Here is a 20,442-nt window from a genome sequence, read left to right as displayed (position 1 = left end):
GATTTCTCATTTTAACGCATTCTGTCTTTAAAACAAATTAGATCACCCTTTTCCCCCCTAAAAACAAGCGCTCCACTTCTTTAGCATGCAATAAAAATTGCAAGATCGCTTGCTCTTTGGTGAATTTTTCATTAAAACCAAACACGCTCAAATCCGCCCTCTTATTGACTTCTATCTCGCCATTATTTAAAGCTAAAGCTTTAGCCCCATGCCTAGTCGCTCCTAAAAGGGCTATTTTAGCTAATTCTAATAACGGCATGTTATGGGTGAGCAAAAACGCCCTTAATTCATCTAAAAGACTCAAAGAAATGTTAGAACTCAAGCCATCAGTGGCCACGCTCACGCTCAAACCGGCTTCTTTAGCTCTCTCTAAATCCAACGCTTTCCCACTCAACAAGCGGTTGGAAAAGGGGCATGTGATTAAAAAAGCGTTTTTGACTTGAGATTTAATCCTTTTTAACGCTTCCAAAGAAGCGAACTGGTTATGCACGAATAAAGTGTGCGTGTCTTTAAACATGTCAATGTAATCGTTCGTGCCCTTATAGAGCGATTTGAAATGAGACTCTTTTAAAAAATGCTGGTAAAAATTTTCAAACCACCCTTTAGAATTTTCTACCCATTCTAATTCTTCAAGCGATTCTAAAAAATGCGTAGAAAGCAGGCTTTGTGAATCTTTAGCCAATTGGATGACGCTCAAAGCCATGTCTTTTTGGACCGAATAAGGGGCATGCATAGCGAGAGCCGCTTTAAGCTTTTTATCTTCTAAATCTTTTAACTCTTTAAATTTGGCCTCAAACGCCTTTAATTTTTCTAAAGAATAGCTGCTCCCTAAAAACTCTAAAAACACGACAGCATTCAAAGGGCTTTCTTTTAACAAATTAACTTCTATCAGGTGGTTAGAAATCGCTCCCACGCTCCCTACTCCGCTTTTTAATTGCGCAGTAATAGCGTTTTGAATAGCCCCTTGGCAATTTTCTAAAATCGCCCCCCCATTGTTTAACACGCTCCCTAACCAGCCAGAAAAACTCCCATAATCAAAACTCGCCTTATTGTTGGAAAATTCAAAATGGGTGTGCGCGTTGATAAAAGCGGGCAACAGAACGGAATTTTCAAAAAACTGCGCCTTTAAGTGGGGGTATTTAAGCGTTAAACTTTGATAATCGCCTATTTCAACAATCTTTTCATCAAAGACCACGCCATAATCTTCTAACACTTCGCATTTTTCATTACACAAAAAAACTAAAGACGCTCCTATGATTTCTTGCATGCACTCTCCTTAATAAATGTAGTTTGCCCTTTTAAGATCATTCTTTGCACTTCGCCATACAATTCCAAACCATAAAAGGGCGAATTTTGATTATTCACTCTTGTTTGAGCGTTTAAATCCACGATCATCAAATTGGCTAATTGATTTTCTTTAACCTCGCCTGCATTGAGTTTTAAAAACCTCGCTTGATTGATCGCCATGACTTTAATGAGCTGTTGGAAACTGATAACCTTTTTTTGAACTAAAAAAGTGTAAGCCACGCTAAAAGCGTCCTCTATGCTCTCACACCCAAAAGCGCTTTCTTCAAAAAGCTGTGCGTTAGAATTTTTAGAAGCATGAAGGCTTGTGAGCATGGCGATTTCGTTATTTTTTAGGGCTTCTTTTAGGGCGTTTTGACCTTCCTTATCCCTTAAAGGAGGGGCGATTTTAAATCGTGGCTCATAATCTTCATACACGCTCTCATCTAAGATCAAATGGCTTAAGGGCGTTTGGGCTTGCAAACGCGCTCCTAAATCATTAAAGGCTTTGATGAGTTTGAGCGTGGTGATGCTATTCACTTTATCTAAAAGCATGGGGATTTGTAACGCTCTAGAAACTTCCATGAAACGCACCAAGCGCGTGTTTTCAAACGCATTGTCTACAAAATTCTGCCCCAATTCATAGGCTAATTCCCCACTATTTAGGGCTTCAAAAGAATTTTCTAAAGAAATTAAAAGAGACAAGTTGTAGGATTTGGCGTAGTGGCTGATGAGTTCTAAAAAAGCATCAGATGGCGCGATTAAAATTTCCCCTCCTTTATTTTTAAGCGTAGCGATGTCGGCTAGTTGGTTGTTTTTAATTGCCATAATATTTTTAATGCCGCTTTGATCGCCATTGAAAACGTTGAGTAACCCCACCCCCCCTTTAAAAGCCTTTTGTTTTAAATTTTCATAACCCTCTAAACCAGTAACGCTCAAATCTATAAAGCTTGGCAGCACGAATAAATTGCCGCACTCAATCACTTCTTCATTATTAATAGGGCTTAAGTTTTCTTTAATCTCTATAATGAGGGAATCTTTTAAGCGGATATCCGCTCTTTTTAAAATTTCATCATCATAAAACGAAGCGTTTTTTAACAGCATCAAACCCTCCTATTTTTGCAAGAAATTCGTCAGGCTTTCTAAAGAATTTGTCATGATCAATATTCCCATTAAAATAAGCACCAACCCTGAAACAATTTCAATCGCGCGGTTGTATTTCTTTAAGGATTTTAAAAACAAAAGCGCTCTTTCTAGCATTAAAGCCACCAATAAAAAAGGGATCGCCAAGCCCACCACAAACACCACCATAAGCATTAAGCCATAAGCGTCCTTACTCGCGCTCATGATCACTATAGAAGTGAATATCGGCCCGATGCATGGCGTCCAGCCCAAAGCGAAACTCATGCCCAAAAGAAAGGGGTAAAAGCGCTGCATGCTATTAGATTTGCTCGCTAAACGAACGCTTTGGGTTTTATACAAAAATGCAAAACGAAACACGCCTAAAAAATGCAAACCAAAAAGGATCACAATCCCCCCGGCGATATAATTCACCCAAGAAAACGAAAAGCTATGGATAAGCTTGGCCATAGACATGCCCACGCCCAAAAACACGAGCGAAAACCCCACCACAAACATCAAAGATTTTAAAAAAACCGAAACCCTTTTAGCCTTACCATCTTTAATATCCTCTAAAGAAATTTGAGAAATATAAGACATATACGCCGGGATCAAAGGCAACACGCAAGGGCTTAAAAAAGTTAAAATCCCAGCTAGAAGCGAAGTTAAAAGAGGCGCTGTGTCAAAGAGATTAACAAGCGTGTTATCAAACATCATTCAATCCTTTTTTAAAAATAACCATTTCTTATTTTTTTAGGATAACAAAACCTCACTTAATCTTAGGCACAATCTCGTTATTTTCTACCACAAATGCCACGCTGTCATTCTCTTTAACTTTATCCTCTAAAATGAGTTCAGCGAGCTTGTCTTCTACCATTTCATAGAGTGCGTGCTTTAGGGGTCTAGCGCCATAAAATCTGTCAAATCCCGCTTCGGCGATCAATTCTTTTGCCTCTTCGTCTAGGGTTATATTAATGCCCCTTTCAAGCGCTTTTTTTTGAATGTTTTCAAAGAGAATCCCCACGATATTAATGACAGCATGACTATCTAGGGCGTTAAAGGAGATGATTTCATCTAAGCGGTTTAAAAATTCCGGCTTGAAAAATTGCCTCAAGCTTTCTTTAATCGCTTTTTGTTTATCAGCTTCACTCAAATCTTCTTCTAAAAGCACGCCGCTAGCCACATTGCTGGTTAAAATCAAAATCGTGTTTTTGAAATCCACCCTCACGCCCTTACTATCGGTTAAATGCCCCTCATCTAAAACCTGCAACAAGAGGTTAAACACATCCGGATGGGCTTTTTCCACTTCATCTAACAGCACCACGCTATAAGGCTTTCTGCGCACCGCTTCGGTCAATTGCCCGCCTTCTTCATAGCCCACATACCCAGGAGCGGCCCCAATAAGACGGCTTATGGCGTGCTTTTCCATATATTCGCTCATGTCAATTCTTATAAGATTTTTATCGCTATCAAACAAGAATTGCGCCAAGGCTTTAGCGCTCTCGGTTTTACCCACCCCTGTTGGCCCTAAAAAGAGGAAACTCCCTATGGGCTTGTTGCTATCGCTAAGCCCAGCCTTATTCCTTTTAATCGCTTTAGCGATCGCTTTGAGCGCTTTTTCTTGCCCCACCACCCTTTTTTGCAATTCGCTTTCAATGTTTAAAACCCTATTTTTTTCGCTTTGGAGCATTTTTTGGACCGGGATGTGCGTCCATTGGCTCACGATCTCAGCGATGTTGTTTTCGGTTAAAGCGTTTTGCAATAACGCCCCGTTTTGTTGCATCGTTTCCCATTTACGCTGCAATTCTTCTTCTTTCTTTTTGTTTTCAGGGATTTTAGAATATTCAATTTCACCCGCTTGCTGGTAATCCCCATTGCGCTTAAACCTCTCAGCCTCTTTTTTCAAGCTTTCCATTTCCATTTTCAAGCGTGAAATTTCTTTAAACACTTCTTTCTCGTTTTCAAATTGCGCTTCTAATTGGATTTTTTCTTCTTTCAAATCGCTCAATTCTTTAAGGATTTCTTGCATGCGTTTGGCATTGCTCTCTTTTTTTTCCATTTCAAGGGCTTGTTTTTCCATTTCTAGTCTTTGAATGGAGCGCTTCACGCTAGAGAGTTTTGCCGGCTCTGATTCCATTTGCATTTTTAATTGAGCCGCACCCTCATCAATCAAATCAATCGCTTTATCGGGTAAAAACCTATCGGTGATATAACGGCTAGAGAGTTTAGCGCTCGCTATGAGCGCGGAGTCATTGATGGTGATATTATGGTGCGTTTCTAAAGTTTCTTTTAACCCCCTTAAGATCTGTAAAGCTTCATTGATGCTAGGCTCATTGAGTAAAATGGGTTGGAAACGCCTTTGTAGCGCCATGTCTTTTTCAAAATACTTGCGGTATTCTTTTAGAGTGGTCGCTCCAATCGTGTGCAATTCCCCCCTAGCGAGCGCGGGTTTTAAAATATTAGCCGCATCCATGCCCCCCTCACTAGCCCCAGCCCCTACAATCGTGTGGATTTCATCAATGAATAAAATCACATTTGCGCTTTTTTTAACTTCTTCAATCACCTTTTTCAGGCGCTCTTCAAACTCGCCTCTGTATTTCGCCCCAGCCACCAATAAGCTCAAATCTAAAGCGATAACTCGTTTGTTTAAAAGCGTTTTAGGCACTTCCTTATTCACAATGCGTTGGGCTAACCCTTCCACAACCGCCGTTTTCCCCACTCCAGGCTCACCTAGTAAAATAGGGTTATTTTTTGTTTTTCTGATCAAAATTTGCATCATGCGAATGATTTCTTCATCTCTTCCGATCACGGGATCCAGCTTATTTTCTAAGGCTTTTTGCGTCAAATCAATGCCAAATTTTTCTAAACTCTCTAAATTAGAATCATCGTTTTTACCTTGAATAGTCGCACCTTTTCTCAAAGATTCTAAAGTTTTTTGCAATTCCTTAGTGTCTAAATAAGGCTTTAAAACGCTTTCAAAAAGGCTCATGTTCGCCAAAAGATACACATCGGTAGCGATGAAAGAATCGCCCCTTTTAGCCATCAAGCCTTGAGCGTTTTCTAAACTTTGGATTAAAGCTTGGTTTAATTGGATATTTTGCTTGCTGATTTGTGAAACTTTAGCGAACTTATTCAGCTCGCTTTGAACGCTAAGTTTTAAAGCTTCAATATTCACAGGCATTTTTTGTAAGGCTTGAATGAGAATGCCTTGGGAGTTATTAAGCATGGCAAAAAGCATGTGCAAGGGCGTTACTTCAGCATTTTTATGGTGCAAAGCTAAAGCGAGCGCGCTGTCTAAAGCCTCATGCAATTGGTCAGTCATTTTTTCAAATAAATTCATTATCAATCCTTTTTGAGTTTTAAAATCTTTACTATTTTACACTATTTTAACCCTCAAAGGTTTTTAAAACGCTCACACTAACGACAAACTCTCCAAAATACGCTTTTTAGACAACTCGCAATATTCTTTTTCAATCTCTAAACCCACGCTAAAACGCCCTAAAGCGTTGGCCTCTAAAAGAGTCGTGCCAGATCCGCTAAAAGGATCAAAAATCGTGTCTTCCAAGAAAGAAAACAATTTAATGCAACGCCTGGGTAATTCCCTTGGGAATGGGGCTGGGTGTTTTAAGTGCTTTTTGGATTCGCCGCTAAAATTCCAAAGCCCGTTCGTGTAGAGTAAAAATTCCTCTTTACTTATCGTAGAAGTTTGTTTTTGGCGTTTGTATTCGTTTTTATAAAAAACAACAATCAATTCCACAGGAGCGATCGCATAAGGCGCGCTAGCTTGCAGCCAACTCCCCCAAGCGGTGCGTCTTGAAATATTGCTTTCATTCCAAATAATCGTATTTTGGTATTTCCAACCGCATTCTTTAGCCACTATAATAATATCAGCCCCTAAACTTTGCTTGCCGTGTTTATTCGTATCTAAAGGGACATTCAAGCACAATCTCGCCTGTTCCTTACCCCAAAAATAACAATTTTTAAGCCAATTTTTACACCAATTCAAATAATCATCATAAGCCCTAAAATCATTACTCCCTTGGTATTCAATACTCAAATTATAGGGCGGTGAAGTAACGCACAAATCATAAAAACCTTTTTCAAAAGTCTCTAAAACGCTCGCATCGCCATGGTATAAATCCAATTTCTCCAAACTGAAATAAGGTTTCATCAAAGCCTTTTTAAATCTTCTAATAAATTCTCTATGCCCTTAATCTTAGAGCTTTGATCAAAATGGCTTTTGGCTAAATAAAGGCCATCTCATTCATGCTCCATGACGATGCTTTTTTAGGCTTGTCTTTAAAGCTGATTTCATCATCGTTATCCGGCGTTATCATGAAAACTTTAATATGAGAAGTTATGGGCGATTGCAGAAGCTTTAGTTTCCAATAAGGCGTTTCTGTGAAACGCTCTCTAAATGAATTTTTTACCGATAAAACTGCTAGAATTTTGATACTATCGGTTTGATAAAGAATAATATCTGGCAACACGCTATAGCCTCCAAAATGCACCAATAAAGCCCGTTTGACTTTATCTAATTCGCCATTAATGCGCTTAGCCCTTAAGATTTTATCGTTCGTCATTTTTACATTGTTTTTAATACAAAAATCTTTTAATAAAAGTTCTATGATTTTTTCTAACACCCTTCCTATGGTGCTGACAAAGCCTTGTCTGGCCAAAATACTAGCCTCTTCTTTGCTTTTATTTTGCTTGATATAATCGTTCATTTTATGATTTAAAAAGCGTTCTTTTTCTTGCACGTAAAAAACCTGCAAAAACTTGTAAGGCTCAGGTTGTCCTCTCATAAAATCTTTAAAACGCTCTAAAATAACATCGGCTAAACCCAATCCAAACACCTTAATCCATAGAAATCCATCAAATTATAATACAAAACTTTTTGATAATGGCTCGCATTTAAAACAAACTTATGATAAATAATGAAATGCAAATTTTAGATATTCTGCTTAAAAGTATTGCTAATGAATCATATATTTTCACTAAAATAATATTGACAGAGTTTAATCAAAGGGTTAGATATGCAATTTTTAAATCAATCTTTAGGACTTTTTAATAAGGGTTGCTTTGAACCTATTGATAGAAACTTCATTACAGAAAGCTATCAAGCACTAAAGCCAATTGAAGAAATTCAAAATAAATACAATAAACATGACAACGATTCATTTTTGAATGAATTGAGAGACAGCATGGTGGCTTTATATTTAGATTATGATCTCATCAATACCCAAAAGCATGGTCTTGATGCTAAAAGAAGTTCGAACGATGAATTTTTAGAAATCAAACAAGTATCTTTTCAAAGTAAAACTTGGAGCGCGACTTTTAATGACACCACTTTAGAAAAAGCCAAAGTTTTTTGCGATATTAAAACGACTTTAGCCGTGGGCGTGTGGAATAATATTTCTAATCTTTTATTTATTGTTTATGGGAAGCACCCTGAAATGGGATTGTATTTAGAACAAAAAGTGAAAGAGTGTCATAACGAAAGGAGGCGTTCAACTCAAACGATAGGAATTAGTAAATTAATCAAAGAATTTGAATTTAAAATAAAACCCATTGATTCAAAAGAACAAGAGCTTATCAATCTTTTTAATCTCAAGTTTGGTCGTTTTTCTTGGGAAAATTATCTTGCATAAAGTTTTTATCATGGAAGCTTTGGAGTGTTTGAAAAGGATAGAAAAAGAAAGCATCCAAACTATCTATATAGACCCCCCTTATAACACTAAGAATTCTAACTTTGAATATGAAGACGATCATGCTGACTATGAAAAATGGATCAAAGAACATTTGATTTTAGCGAAGGCTGTGTTAAAACAAAGCGGTTGTATTTTTATTTCTATAGATGATAATAAAATGGCTGAAGTTAAAATCATTGCCAATGAAATTTTTGGAACGCGCAATTTTTTAGGCACTTTTATCACTAAACAAGCCACAAGGTCTAACGCTAAACACATCAATATTACCCATGAATATGTTTTAAGCTACGCTAAAAATAAAGCGTTCGCTCCTGGTTTTAAAATCTTACGAACGCTTTTGCCCATTTATGCTAAACCATTGAAAGATTTAATGCGAACGATTAAGAATGTTTTTAAACAAAAAGGACAAGCTCAAGCCCAACTTGTCTTAAAAGAACAAATCAAAGAGTTATCCCAAAAAGAACATTTTAATTTTTTAAAAAATTATAATTTGGTGGATGAAAAAGGTGAGATTTATTTCGCTAAAGATCTATCCACGCCTTCACACCCACGCAGTGTAGCGATAGAAGAAATCAATCTTTTTTTAGAACCCTTAAAAAGCAGAGGGTGGAGCAGCGATGAAAAGCTTAAGGAGTTATATTATCAAAACAGACTTATTTTTAAGAACAATCGCCCTTATGAAAAATATTACCTAAAAGAATCGCAAGATAATTGTTTAAGCGTGCTAGATTTTTATAGCCGACAAGGCACGAAAGATTTAGAAAAATTAGGCTTAAAGGGGCTTTTTAAGACGCCAAAACCTGTAGCATTGATTAAATATTTATTATTATGCTCCACCCCTAAAGATTCTATTATTTTAGATTTTTTTGCAGGCAGTGGGACAACAGCGCAAGCGGTTATAGAAGTTAATAAGGATTATTATTTGAATTGGTCTTTTTATTTGTGTCAAAAAGAAGAAAAAATTAAAAATAACCCGCAAGCTGTTAGTATTTTAAAAAATAAGGGGTATCAAAACACGATTTCAAACATCATGCTATTGCGTTTAGAAAAAATCATCAAAAGAAGTGAATACGAAATTTTAAAAACAAAATCTATTTTATTTTAAATATTATTTTTCAAACCCCTACACCCTATCCACGCTTAAAATTTCAGCGCTCGCTCGGGCTTTTTCATCACTCAATTCAATTTTATCGCCCCTTTTTAATGCCTCTAATTCTATCGCTTGATGATTTTTGCTCACCAACGCCCCGAATTGGGGTAATTTCAAATGTGCATGAGCGAGTTTAAGGGCGTTTTCTAGCCTGTTTAAGCACTCTGTTTTAGTTTGTAAAAAAGGGCTTGTTAATGTTTGAGTAGAGATTTTTTCTAAAAGCGTTTTTTTAAAGCGTAAAAATTCTAAGGTTTTATTTTCTAAAGCGATTGTTAATTTCTCTAGTTTTAAGGTGTTTAAATGGTGCTTGTTTTCAAAACTCAATCGTTTTAAAGAGGCCGCTAAATGCTCTAAATGCGCCTTTTTTTGATGGAGCAAAGTTTTAAAAGAGCGGCACAATTTCACATTAAACCCATCAAGTCTTTGCAACCATTCATCGCTATTAGGGAGCAAAATCTCCATCGCATTTGAAGGCGTAGAAGCCCTTAAATCCGCCACTAAATCGCTCAATAAAAAATCGCTCTCATGCCCAATAGCTGACATGCTGAAAGTTTTAGCCAAATACAGAGCATCAGCGATTTTCTCATCATTGAAAGAATACAAATCCTCCATGCTCCCCCCACCCCTAGCCACTACAATCGCATCAAAAGCATTTTTTGTGTCATGAAAACTATCCGCATAAGCGATGCTCTCCACCACGCTTTGAACGCACCCCTCCCCTTGCATTAAGGTATTGATGCAGACTAATTCGCACATCGGCCATCGTTTGGAAGCGATCTTTTTCATGTCCGCCCAAGCGGCTGAATTTTGAGAAGTGATGACTGCCACTCGTTTAGGAAAATGCGGTTTGGGTAATTTATTTTCTTTATCAAAATAGCCTTTAAGGCGTAATTTTTCTTTCAACTGCTCTAAAGCTAAAGTTAATGAACCTATGTCTTTAGACTCTATTTCAAAGCAATTGATTTGATAATCCCCCCTTGGGACATACACGCTAATGCCCCCAAAAACAACCACTTCCTGCCCTTCTTTTAAAGCAAATTTGAGCCTGTTAGCGTTCCCTTTAAACAGCACGCATCTAATGACTGATTGGCTGTCTTTGAGCGAAAAATACGCATGGCCGCTCACCTTATGGATAGTCAAATTACTCACTTCCCCTTGAACCCTAACTTGCAAAAAAGTCGCTTCTAAAAGGGCTTTGATTTGCGCGTTGATTTCGCTCACGCTCAATACATGCATCAACTCCCCCTTTTATAGCAAACGAGTGATGTCATTGAAAAGCCCCAAAAACATGACAAAAACCAAAAACCCTACCCCCGCTAGCCACAACGCATTTTGTATGGGTGTTGGCAAAGCGATATGAAAAATATTTTTAAAAACAACCCCTAGCATTTGCGCCCCATCTAAGGCTGGAATGGGTAATAAATTTAAAATCCCTAAATTGATAGACAAAAACGCCCCAAACAACAAAAGCATGCTCACGCTATTGGCATGGCTTAACGCTCCCACAATGCCTATTACCCCACTCAATTCCTTAACTGAAGCGCTCCCCATAATCAAACGCCTTAAAGAATCCACAATCAAAACAACGCCCTCTTTAAACCGACTCAAAGCCTGCTTGAACGCCTGAATTAAGGAATAAGAGACAACGCCCATTTTTTGCATGTCCGGTTTAATGCCTATCACTTTGTATTGGATGATTTCATTAGGATCATTAGATTCGCTTATCACCGCCACGATTTTAGGGGTCAGTCGTTTTTCTAAAACCTGATGGTTTCGCTCTATTTCTAAAACCAACTCGCCTCTAGCACGCGCCACTATGCCTCTAATCTCTCCAAAACTCGCTATTTTTTCGTGGTTGATAGAAAGGATTTTATCCCCCTTTAACAGCCCAGCTTCTAGTGCGTTTTTTTCTAAATCGCCAATGATTGGCAGTAAGACTTTTTCCCCGCTCAATGCCAGAAAAAAATACACTAAAATCGCAAAAAGAAAATTGAAAAACGCCCCCCCAAATAGTATCCATAGCTTTTGAAAAGGGCTTTTTTGCGTGTAGCTGTCATTTGCTTGATGAGTTTCATTTTCTTCATTTTCTTCTTTATCCATGCCCTTTAATTTCACATAGCCCCCAAGCGGGATCAAGGACAAAGCGAATTGCGTGCCAAAAAGCTTAAAAAAACAGAGTTTTTTACCAAAACCAATGCTAAACACTTCCACTTTCACCCCACAAATCCTAGCGATAATGAAATGCCCTAATTCATGGACAAAGATTAAAAACGCCAGCATTAAAACCGCTATAATAAACATCATACCCCTGTTGGCTCTTTGGTATTAGGATCTTTTAGGGTTGGCTCTTTGGGAGGCGTGGGCGCTATAGGGGGCGTGGGATCTGTGGTTTTTTGGCTTTCTTTATTTTCTTTATTTTCTTTATTTTCTTTATTTTCTTTATTTTCTTTATTTTCTTTAGGGGGTTTTTGCCACAACTCTGTCAAAGCCGCCGCTTTTTTAGGATCCATTTTGGCTAGAATTTTGCCTAATTCTTGAGGTTTTAAAGCCATTAAAATTTCTAAGGCGTTTTGAGTGGGTAAATTTTCTAAAATCAGAGCCGATTTAGAATCTTTCATTTTAGAATAAGTCTCGCCAATCTTACTATCTTTAGCCTGCTTGATTTCTCTTAAAATGCCTTCGTTTTCTTCTATCAAATTCTTAAGGCGTTTTTTTTCTTCCGTTTGTAAGGTTTTAAAGGCTTCTTCTTTAGCCGCTAAATTTTTCAGTTTTTCTTCCACTTCTTTTTCTTTTTTGCTTAACAGATCGTTTTTTTCATCTAAAAGACGGGCGTTTTCGGTTTGCAAGATCCTTAAAGACTGCTCTTTTTCGCTCAATTGGCGCAAATCCTCTTTCAATTCGGCTTTTTTAGATTCAAAAATCGCAGAGCATTGCAACAATTCTTGCGCGGCTTCTTCGCCAAAGAGCACTTGTAAAATCAAGCCCATTAACAAGATTTTACGCATGCAATCCCCCTTTTTGCCAATGTAAAATCATGGTGTTTTCGTCCAAAAGAGCCTGCTCTTTTTTTTCCAAAATTTCCTTTTCTTTTTGCTTTTCATTTTCTAAAATGATTTTAGCCTTTTCCAATTCCTGGTTAGCCAAAAAATAATCTTTTTCTAAAATTTTTAAATCCTTGTTTAAATCCTCGCCCTCTTGTTGGTAATGTTCTATCTCCATTCTTAAAGCGCTTTTTAATTGCTGGGTTTGTAAAAAAAGGCTCATTCCCCCCAACTCAGGGTTTTTAAACGCGCTCAATTGGGCTTGTTTGTCCAAAACTTCTCGCTCGTTTTGCCGCAATTCTAAACGCTTGCTTTCAAGCTTTTGCTCTATTTTTTCTAACGCAAGGGTTTTTAATTGCACCAATACAGAAGCGAATTTTTTCATAGAAAAATCGTGTCTTCTCTTTCAGGGCTTGTAGAAATAAGGCCAATTTTCACCCCCACTTCTTTTTCAATGAAACGAACATACTCTCTAGCGTTTGGCTCTAAATCGTCTAATTTTCTCACGCCCACGCTTTTTTCCCAGCCTTTAAAAGTTTGATAAATCGGCACGCAATCTTTCAAATCGCTAGGGAAAGCCTCTAATCTTTCGCCCTTTCTTTCATAAGCCACGCACACCTTAATCGCATCAATCCCGTCCAAAACGTCTAATTTCATTAAAGCTAATTGCGTGCAACCATTCAAAGCGCAAGCGTATTTTAAAGCCACCAAATCCAGCCACCCGCAACGCCTTGGGCGCTTGGTTGTCGTGCCAAACTCCGCGCCCTTAGTCCTTAAATGATCGCCCATGGGTGTAGTGTCTTCGCTAGGGAAAGGCCCATTCCCCACACGAGTAGAATACGCTTTTGTGATGCCTATCACTTCATTGATCGCTTTAGGGTTTAAGCCGGTGCTCACGCATGCGCTAGCGCTCGTGGTGTTAGAGCTTGTTACAAAAGGGTAAGTCCCTAAATCAATGTCTAAAAGCGTGCCTTGCGCCCCTTCTAATAGGATTTTTGCACCCTTTTGGTTCGCTTCTATCAGCATGCTTGTGGTGTCTTTGATAAAGGGGCAAATTTTTGGAGCATAAGTTTTAAAATACTCCCTCAAATCCTTTTCGTAATCCTCGCCCAAATCATACGCTTCTTTAAAAGGCTCAATGGCTTTGAAATGCGCTTTTAGTTTCTCTTCTAATATGGTATCGTCTAATAAATCCCCCATTCTTATCCCGCTCCTCGCCATTTTATCCTCATAGCAAGGGCCTATGCCTTTTTTAGTCGTGCCAATATTTTGAGATTTTTCTTTAAAAGCGTCTTTTTTGGCATGATAAGGCAAGATCACATGGGCTCTGTCGCTGATAAACAAACGATTTTCTAAATCCTCAAACGCACTGATTTCTTCGCACAAATCCTTAATACTCACGACCACTGCGCTAGAAATGATATTCTTGCATTTGGGGTATAGCACTCCTGAGGGCATTAAATGCAAAGAATGCTTAACCCCCTTATGCACAATAGTATGCCCGGCATTATGCCCGCCTTGATAGCGCACCACAAAGTCATAATCTTTAGCGATCCTATCAACAATTTTTCCCTTCCCCTCATCTCCCCACTGGATCCCCACAACGACATCTGCCATAAAATATTATCCTTAAAACAAAGTAGATTGGATTGTTTAAAAGCTTGTTAGAATACCAAAAAAAAGTAAAAAGCCTCTTTATAAGCCCTAAAAAGAGCTTAAAAACCTATCGTGTAATTGATATAGAACGCATACAAACGCCTGTAATCCACATCAGCCCCATTCGCTTTCAAATACCTTTGATTGATGGCCGGGATTTTCACGCCAAATTCCATACCATGCTGAATGCTTTGAGACGCGCTCAAAAAACGGCGGTGCATGGTGCTGGCAAAATGAGCCCTTAAGCCCAAATTAAATAAAAATTGGAAATTCGTGGGAGTGGGGTATTCTTTAAACGAGTTTTCAATTTGACCTCTTAAAGAGCTATCCCAAGTGTTACCCGCTATTTGAATGCCCCCAAACACCCCCACATTCAAGGACTGATCGCTAAAAACCCTTCTAAAGATATTCCATAAAAAGTCCGTGCCAGCGCCATAAGTAAAGATGTTCGCTTTAACAGCACTATTAAGACTGCCCAATTGCGTAAAGCCATAATCAAAGAAAGCGTAATACCGTAAGCCTATATTCCTCTTGCTCCCAAAAAATTGCTTATAGCCCACTTGAATGCCAAAGCCATTAATAACCCCATGCTGAGAGCTTGTGCCTGGCCCAAATTGGGGTAGGTATGGCTCATCGTAATTCTTTAGCATTCCTCCTAGCTGTTTTAGATTCTCTTGGTAAGTAGCGATTCGATCCGAGATGGTTTTCACATCCTTTTGAAGCATTGATTGAAGCATCGATCCTGCACCACCGCTCTTACTCAAGCTTTCTGCGATCTGGTTTAGCTTTGCTGAAGAAGTGTCATTAAAAAGCTGCATTTGGGCTAATAGCCCTTTTAAAAACACCGAATTGCTATCCAAATTCACCCTTGTAAGCGCGTTTAAAAGCGCCACGCTTTCCGTGGCTAAGAGGCTGAATTCATTTTGAGAACCATAGAGAACTTTTATAATTCCTACATATTCAGGAACGACTCCATTATTGCTACCATTATTACTATTATTAACCAAGTTATAAAGCACATTACTCAAATACACTTGCAAGGCTTGAACGCTATAAGCGTTTTTATTCGCTTCAAAGCGTTGCTCAATTTGAGGGAGTATCTTTTTAAACTGGGTTAACTCTGCGTTGTTGTTGCCAACAGTTGTATTAGTATTGACAATTTGATTGCCTATCCCTAAAAGAGCGTCCATGGTCGTGTTTGTCGCTAAGGCTAAAAGCCCATTACCCCCTGCCATACCCACGCCCACTTGGCGGAAATCATCAATGACATTATTCCTTAAGGTGCTGCCTTTGTTATTGATATTTTGTTGCGCGCCGCCGATTTGATAGCCCACTCCCATATAAAAACCATCATCTTCAGCTAACGCCATGCTTAAAGGAAGGCTAAAAAGCAGAGCGGTTTTTAAAAGCCCCTTTTTGAGCGTGTGGTATTGACCTTTTTTCATTCTTGTATTCTTTATCTCTTTTGTATTGGTGTTTTTCATCAAGAGCCTTCCTTAAAAACCGACTGAATAGCCCACATAGAAGCTAAAATTCCTCATATAGCTCGCGCTTGAGCCTTGGGTTGCGAAATATTTATGAGCGATAACAGGGATTTTCACCCCAAATTCTATCCCTTGGTCTAGCCTGTGCTTATTGAAATGGGTTTTTGCAAAGTTGGTGCGCAAGCCCAAATCAAACAAGAATTGGAACGAACTGGACTTGACATCAGGCCTTTGCCCGCTCAATAAGTTCGTTACATTAGTGCTCCAAGTTTGCCCTGCAATTTGAGCGCCAAAGAAAAGACCAATCGCAGTTCTTTCCCTTCTTCTGGAACGTTCAAAGAAATTGTATAAAAAATCCGTTCCTACCCCATAAGTAACAAGATTCGCTCCCACTTTTAAATTCGTATCGCCAAAGTTCGCATAGCCATAATCCAAAAACCCGTAATACCTTAAGCCAATATTCTTCTTATGGGTGAAAAATTGTTTATAACCCATCTTAGCCCCAAAGCCGTTCATACTCGCTGACTGGTAATCTTTGAGCGAAAAGAGGTTGGGGATATAAGAAATCTTATAAAGAGAACTAGCCGAAGATTCAAACTGATTTAAGGTCGTATTGATGATGCCTATGACTCTGTCTAGCCCTTTTCTATAGATAAGCTGGTTCCCGCTAAAACAAGGCGATGCATTGCTGCAGATATTTTTTTCAATAAAACTCCCTAACTTCAAAGTCTCACGATCTAAAGAAATCCCACTCTTAATCAAAGCGTTAAGCTCGCCAACCGTAGAATTAGCCCCTATCAAGCCCGTTTGCGAAGAAAAATTTTGCATGCCTGTGGCAATATCGCCCACACTCACGCCATTATACGCTCCATTAGTCCCGCCCGCACCTAAAAGCATGACTTTCATGATGTTTTCGTATAGCTGTTCGTTATTAGTTTGGATTTTGCTCAAATCCACTTGCCCTAAAGCTAAAACGATGTTTTGAGCCACTAAGAGCATGCTATCAGTGATACCGATTTGTTCTTTCCCCACATCCACCACCAAAGGCTTAATGACACCCTGATTAGCGTATTGTTGGGACAGATCTAATAGTTTTCCTAAAATCCTCAAAGATTGCTCTAAATTGACTAAGGCTAGGTTTGGTGTGCTTTGTCCGTTTGGCTGTGATGGTTGTGCATTGTTTTTCAGGCTCTCACTCAAAAGAATTTTTGTTTTATTCCCCAAAATATCCAAGTAGTAGGATAAGGGAATGGCAGAAGTTTGCAACCTCACAGCCCCATCTCTAATCAACTGCTTTAATTCTTGCGCTTGGGTGAAGCCTGGATTTTTCAATTCCTGTCTGGCCAAACTCGTTTGATAATCTATGACAAAAAACGCCCCATCTTCTTCAGCGTTACACAAAGACATGCCCGCTAGTAAGGAAAGAGCGATCGTTTTTTTAAAGGAGTGGTTTTTCAAAAATATCCTTTTTGCTTTGATAAGTGATTTTACTTAATCCATAAAAGAAACTTTCTAATTTTAAGATAATCATTCTTAATTTGCTATTAAGTGTTTCAAAAAAGCATCAAATTGACATCTTTTAAGCAAAATGTTATAATGTTCGCTTAATTTTATATGGGGTGTTAGCTCAGTTGGGAGAGCGCAACGCTGGCAGCGTTGAGGTCAGGGGTTCGAACCCCCTACACTCCACCATCATTACGCTTATCCTTTTTCTTTATTGATCAAACCCGTTTTCTTGCTAGTATTACCCATAATTAATTATAATCTTAGGAATTGTTTTTCATCAAGGGAGTTTGAGCGTGAGCAGTTTGTTTAAAATGCGCATTCTGAGTTTCAAAAAGAATAAGCGGGCGGTGTTTTCACTCTATCTTTTTATCGCTTTATTAGCGCTTTCTCTTTTAGCCCCCTTGTGGGTGAATGATCGCCCTTTATTCATCTATAAAGACAATAAAGCGTATTTCCCCATGTTCAAAAATTATGCGGAAGTGGAGTTTGGAGGCGATTTTTTCACCCCCACAGATTATAACGATCCTTATGTGGAAGACACGCTTTTAAAAGACGCTTTCATCATCCATGCGCTCATCCCTTATAGCTACGATACGATCATTATGGATTTAGACTCGCCTGCCCCCACCCCCCCAAGCTTCAAACACCTTTTAGGCACAGATGATCAAGCCAGAGATGTGCTAGCCAGACTGGTTTATGGCTATCGTGTTTCGTTAGTGTTTGGGATTTTACTCACGCTTTTTAGCGTTCTTATTGGCGTGAGTTTGGGAGCGTTTCAGGGGTATTATGGAGGGTTAGTGGATTTAGTGGGGCAAAGGTTGAGCGAAATTTGGAGCACGATCCCCATGCTTTTTTTACTCATTGTGATTTCTAGCACGTTCAATTCTAATTTTTGGATCATTTTATTTTTAGTCTTGCTCTTTAGCTGGATGGGGCTTTCTCAAGTCGTGCGCACGGAGTTTTTAAAAGCAAGGAATATGGACTACACCAAAGCCGCTAGAGCACTTGGGGTGAATGATTTAAAAATCATTTTCTACCATGTTTTACCCAACGCTTTAGTAGCGACTATCACTTATGTGCCGTTTTTAATGGCGGCCAGTATTTCCACTTTAGTGTCTTTGGATTTCTTGGGTTTTGGCATGCCCATAGGGAGTGCGAGTTTGGGCGAATTGGTCAATCAAGGCAAGGATAATCTCACCACGCCCCATTTAGCCATCGTTGCGTTTGTAGCCATTAGCTTGTTGCTTTCTGTTTTGGTGTTCATTGGCGAAGGGGTGCGCGATGCTTTCAACGCTAACATGCTCAAATAAGGGGGTTACATGCTAGAAATCAAAAACTTGAACTGCGTTTTAAACGCACATTTTTCGCTCCAAAACATCAATATTTCGTTAAATCCTAGCGAAAGGGTGGCGATCGTGGGCGAGAGCGGGAGCGGGAAAAGCTCTATCGCTAATATCATCATGCGTTTAAACCCTAGATTCAAACCCCATAACGGCGAAGTGCTGTTTGAAACAACCAACCTTTTAAAAGAAAGCGAAGAATTTATGCAACATTTAAGGGGAAATATTATCGCTTACATCGCTCAAGACCCCCTATCCAGCCTAAACCCCTTGCATAAAATCGGCAAGCAAATGAGTGAAGCCTATTTTTTACACCATAAAAACGCTTCTCAAATGCTCCTTAAGGAACAAGTTTTAAACGCCATGAAACAAGTCCAATTAGATGAAAAATTTTTGGATCGTTACCCTTATGAGTTGAGCGGAGGGCAACGCCAAAGGGTGTGTATCGCTATGGGCATTATTAATGTGCCCAAACTGCTCATTTGCGATGAGCCTACCACCGCGCTAGATGCGCAAATCCAAAACCAGATTTTAGACTTGCTCAAGCAATTGAGCGTGGAAAAAAACATCGCCCTTTTATTCATTAGCCATGATTTGAAAGCAGTCAAACGCTTGGCTGATAGGGTTTATGTGCTAAAAAAAGGCGAGATCGTAGAAACCAATTTGACTAAAGATCTTTTTAATGACCCCAAGCACGAATATTCAAAACTCTTGATTCAAGCTTCAAACTTGCCCACTAAAAATTTAAAAGCGCTAGACGAGACGCTTTTAGAAGTAAAAGATTTTAGCGTTTATTACTTGCAAAAACGCTTTTTTAGGCCTTCTTTAAAAAAGCCCCTTATCGCATCAGTGAATTTTTCCCTCAAAGCTAAAGAAAACATCGGCATCATTGGTGAAAGCGGGAGCGGGAAAAGCTCTCTAGCGTTAGGGCTTTTAAAACTCGCTTTAAATAGTGGGGAAGAAAAGATTTTAGGCCAAAGCGTGGGGCTTTTAAATTCTAAGGCGTTCAAACCCTACCGCAAGATTTTGCAAATGGTGTTTCAAGACCCTTACGCCTCATTAAATCCTCGCTTAAGCATTCAAAGCATTTTAATAGAAGCTTTGCACTTTGCTTACCCTAAGGCTTCCAAAGAAGAATGGCACCATCTCGCAAAACTTTGTTTAGAAGAAGTGTGTTTAAACCCTGAATTGCTTAACTTTTACGCTTATGAACTCAGCGGTGGGGAGCGCCAAAGAGTGGCGATCGCTAGAGCGATTGCCTTAAAACCTAAAATCATTCTTTTAGATGAGCCCACTTCGGCTTTAGATAAAAGCATTCAAAAAAGCGTGTTGGAATTGTTATTGGATTTACAAGAAAAGCAGGATTTGAGCTATTTGTTTATCAGCCATGATTTAGATGTGATTAAAGCGTTTTGCGATAAGGTGTTAGTGGTAAGTGAGGGGAAAGTCGTAGAAATGGGTGCTATTAAAGAGGTGTTTGATAACCCCAAACACGCTTATACGAAGTGTTTGTTGGAGTCCAGGCTTTAAGCTTTATTTTAAAATTCATGCTTTTAAGCGTTTTTAATCGCTTTTTAATGAATGTTATCTTGGGCGTTATCTTTTAGTTTTTTATAAACAAAACAAAGAAACTTGATAAGGGGCCGTTTTTGAATAAGGGTAGTTGTCAATAAAGAATGAAAAGACCTTGGATTCTTTGGGCAAAATCTTTTCTTTAAAGGTTTTTTCATAGCTTTTTTTGACAAACCATTTAAACGCATGCTCTTCTACAAAATTGTGAGGGTTTTTAAGCACTTCTAGGCGTAAAACGCATTTGTTTAGACTGAATTTGGAATGGTTTTTGACTCCCACTTGCAAAGAAAAAGCGTTGCTATAGCTTAAAGGGTTAGCGTGTAAGATGCGTGTTTCTATGGGGTAAATCGCTTGAGTGAGTAAAACATTCAAAACAAAAGGCATGCTTAAAAACGCGCCCAAAAAAGTTGTTGCCGCTATATAGCCAGCCAAGCGGTTTCTTAAAAGCAGAGCCAAAAGGAGCAAAATCGCGCAAAAAAGGATTAAAACGCCCGCTATCAAAACGCTGATTAAAGTCGCTTGGCTTAAAAATCCCTTAAAAGACTCCAAAAAAGCTTGGATAAAGGCAAGAGATGCCAT

The 20,442-nt window shown here is 38.8% G+C and carries 17 protein-coding genes, 1 tRNA gene and 1 pseudogene; 5 read left to right on the top strand and 14 right to left on the bottom strand.

Going from position 1 to position 20,442, the window contains the following annotated elements; all coding sequences use genetic code 11:
- Positions 1–37: 37 nt before the first annotated feature.
- The 6 genes and pseudogenes from FIM66_RS03320 to FIM66_RS03295 form a co-directional block, all read right to left on the bottom strand.
- Positions 38–1,267: an adenosine deaminase gene (locus FIM66_RS03320; RefSeq protein ID WP_140599990.1), complete on the bottom strand. Its 1,230-nt coding sequence runs from the start codon at positions 1,265–1,267 to the stop codon at positions 38–40.
- A complete protein-coding gene (locus FIM66_RS03315) occupies positions 1,252–2,388 on the bottom strand; it encodes an amidohydrolase family protein (RefSeq protein ID WP_140599988.1) in 1,137 nt (378 codons plus the stop codon). The genes FIM66_RS03320 and FIM66_RS03315 overlap by 16 nt, the downstream gene beginning before the upstream one ends.
- Positions 2,389–2,397: 9 nt before the next feature.
- Positions 2,398–3,117, bottom strand: coding sequence for a cytochrome c biogenesis protein CcdA (locus FIM66_RS03310; protein ID WP_017179856.1), 720 nt, complete (start codon positions 3,115–3,117; stop codon positions 2,398–2,400).
- Positions 3,118–3,172: 55 nt separating this feature from the next.
- A complete protein-coding gene (locus FIM66_RS03305; protein ID WP_140599987.1) occupies positions 3,173–5,743 on the bottom strand; it encodes an ATP-dependent Clp protease ATP-binding subunit in 2,571 nt (856 codons plus the stop codon).
- 72 nt (positions 5,744–5,815) lie between these two features.
- The gene (locus tag FIM66_RS03300) at positions 5,816–6,574 is read right to left on the bottom strand and encodes a DNA-methyltransferase (protein WP_140490078.1); all 759 of its coding nucleotides are present in this window, start codon (positions 6,572–6,574) and stop codon (positions 5,816–5,818) included.
- Positions 6,574–7,250 (bottom strand): annotated as a pseudogene (locus tag FIM66_RS03295) (BsaWI family type II restriction enzyme). The gene FIM66_RS03300 and the pseudogene FIM66_RS03295 overlap by 1 nt, the downstream one beginning before the upstream one ends.
- A gap of 189 nt (positions 7,251–7,439) precedes the next feature.
- Between FIM66_RS03295 and FIM66_RS03290 the strand changes: the two are divergent.
- Positions 7,440–8,054 carry a hypothetical protein gene (locus tag FIM66_RS03290; RefSeq protein WP_140490074.1) on the top strand — a complete coding sequence of 205 codons (615 nt, stop codon included), beginning with the start codon at positions 7,440–7,442 and terminating at the stop codon, positions 8,052–8,054.
- A 10-nt stretch (positions 8,055–8,064) separates the two neighbouring features.
- Positions 8,065–9,219, top strand: a complete 1,155-nt coding sequence (locus FIM66_RS03285) for a DNA methyltransferase (RefSeq protein ID WP_194149247.1) — start codon at positions 8,065–8,067, stop codon at positions 9,217–9,219.
- Positions 9,220–9,237: 18 nt separating this feature from the next.
- Here the strand turns inward: FIM66_RS03285 and xseA are convergent, their stop codons facing one another.
- The 7 genes from xseA to hopF form a co-directional block, all read right to left on the bottom strand.
- The gene (xseA, locus tag FIM66_RS03280; RefSeq protein WP_140599982.1) at positions 9,238–10,500 is read right to left on the bottom strand and encodes an exodeoxyribonuclease VII large subunit; all 1,263 of its coding nucleotides are present in this window, start codon (positions 10,498–10,500) and stop codon (positions 9,238–9,240) included.
- Positions 10,501–10,512: 12 nt separating this feature from the next.
- Positions 10,513–11,568: an RIP metalloprotease RseP gene (rseP, locus tag FIM66_RS03275; protein ID WP_194149246.1), complete on the bottom strand. Its 1,056-nt coding sequence runs from the start codon at positions 11,566–11,568 to the stop codon at positions 10,513–10,515.
- A complete protein-coding gene (locus tag FIM66_RS03270; RefSeq protein WP_140599981.1) occupies positions 11,565–12,269 on the bottom strand; it encodes a MotE family protein in 705 nt (234 codons plus the stop codon). Before FIM66_RS03270 ends, rseP begins: the two co-directional genes overlap by 4 nt.
- Complete coding sequence (locus FIM66_RS03265) at positions 12,262–12,690, bottom strand: flagellar export protein FliJ (protein WP_140490066.1); 429 nt, start codon at positions 12,688–12,690, stop codon at positions 12,262–12,264. The genes FIM66_RS03270 and FIM66_RS03265 overlap by 8 nt, the downstream gene beginning before the upstream one ends.
- Positions 12,687–13,922, bottom strand: coding sequence for an adenylosuccinate synthase (gene purA / locus FIM66_RS03260; RefSeq protein ID WP_140490064.1), 1,236 nt, complete (start codon positions 13,920–13,922; stop codon positions 12,687–12,689). The genes FIM66_RS03265 and purA overlap by 4 nt, the downstream gene beginning before the upstream one ends.
- A gap of 98 nt (positions 13,923–14,020) precedes the next feature.
- A complete protein-coding gene (gene hopG / locus FIM66_RS03255) occupies positions 14,021–15,445 on the bottom strand; it encodes a Hop family outer membrane protein HopG (protein ID WP_140599979.1) in 1,425 nt (474 codons plus the stop codon).
- 12 nt (positions 15,446–15,457) lie between these two features.
- Positions 15,458–16,903, bottom strand: a complete 1,446-nt coding sequence (hopF, locus tag FIM66_RS03250; RefSeq protein WP_140599978.1) for a Hop family outer membrane protein HopF — start codon at positions 16,901–16,903, stop codon at positions 15,458–15,460.
- 158 nt (positions 16,904–17,061) lie between these two features.
- Between hopF and FIM66_RS03245 the strand changes: the two genes are divergently transcribed.
- From FIM66_RS03245 to nikE, 3 genes are all read left to right on the top strand, one after another.
- Positions 17,062–17,137: transfer RNA gene (locus FIM66_RS03245), tRNA-Ala, on the top strand.
- A 101-nt stretch (positions 17,138–17,238) separates the two neighbouring features.
- On the top strand, positions 17,239–18,261 hold the full coding sequence (locus FIM66_RS03240) for an ABC transporter permease (protein ID WP_194149245.1): 1,023 nt from the start codon (positions 17,239–17,241) through the stop codon (positions 18,259–18,261).
- Between the two features lie 9 nt (positions 18,262–18,270).
- Entirely contained in the window at positions 18,271–19,821 is a 1,551-nt protein-coding gene (gene nikE / locus FIM66_RS03235; RefSeq protein WP_140599976.1) for a nickel ABC transporter ATP-binding protein NikE, read from the top strand.
- A gap of 81 nt (positions 19,822–19,902) precedes the next feature.
- Here nikE and FIM66_RS03230 read toward each other — a convergent pair whose 3' ends face one another.
- Positions 19,903–20,442: a DUF2393 domain-containing protein gene (locus FIM66_RS03230; RefSeq protein ID WP_140599975.1), complete on the bottom strand. Its 540-nt coding sequence runs from the start codon at positions 20,440–20,442 to the stop codon at positions 19,903–19,905.

Origin of the sequence: Helicobacter pylori, from assembly GCF_006439795.1 — a bacterium.
Taxonomy (GTDB): Bacteria; Campylobacterota; Campylobacteria; order Campylobacterales; family Helicobacteraceae; genus Helicobacter; species Helicobacter pylori_CR.
Note: the sequence above shows the minus strand (reverse complement) of the source record. Positions and strands in the feature narration are given on the sequence as shown.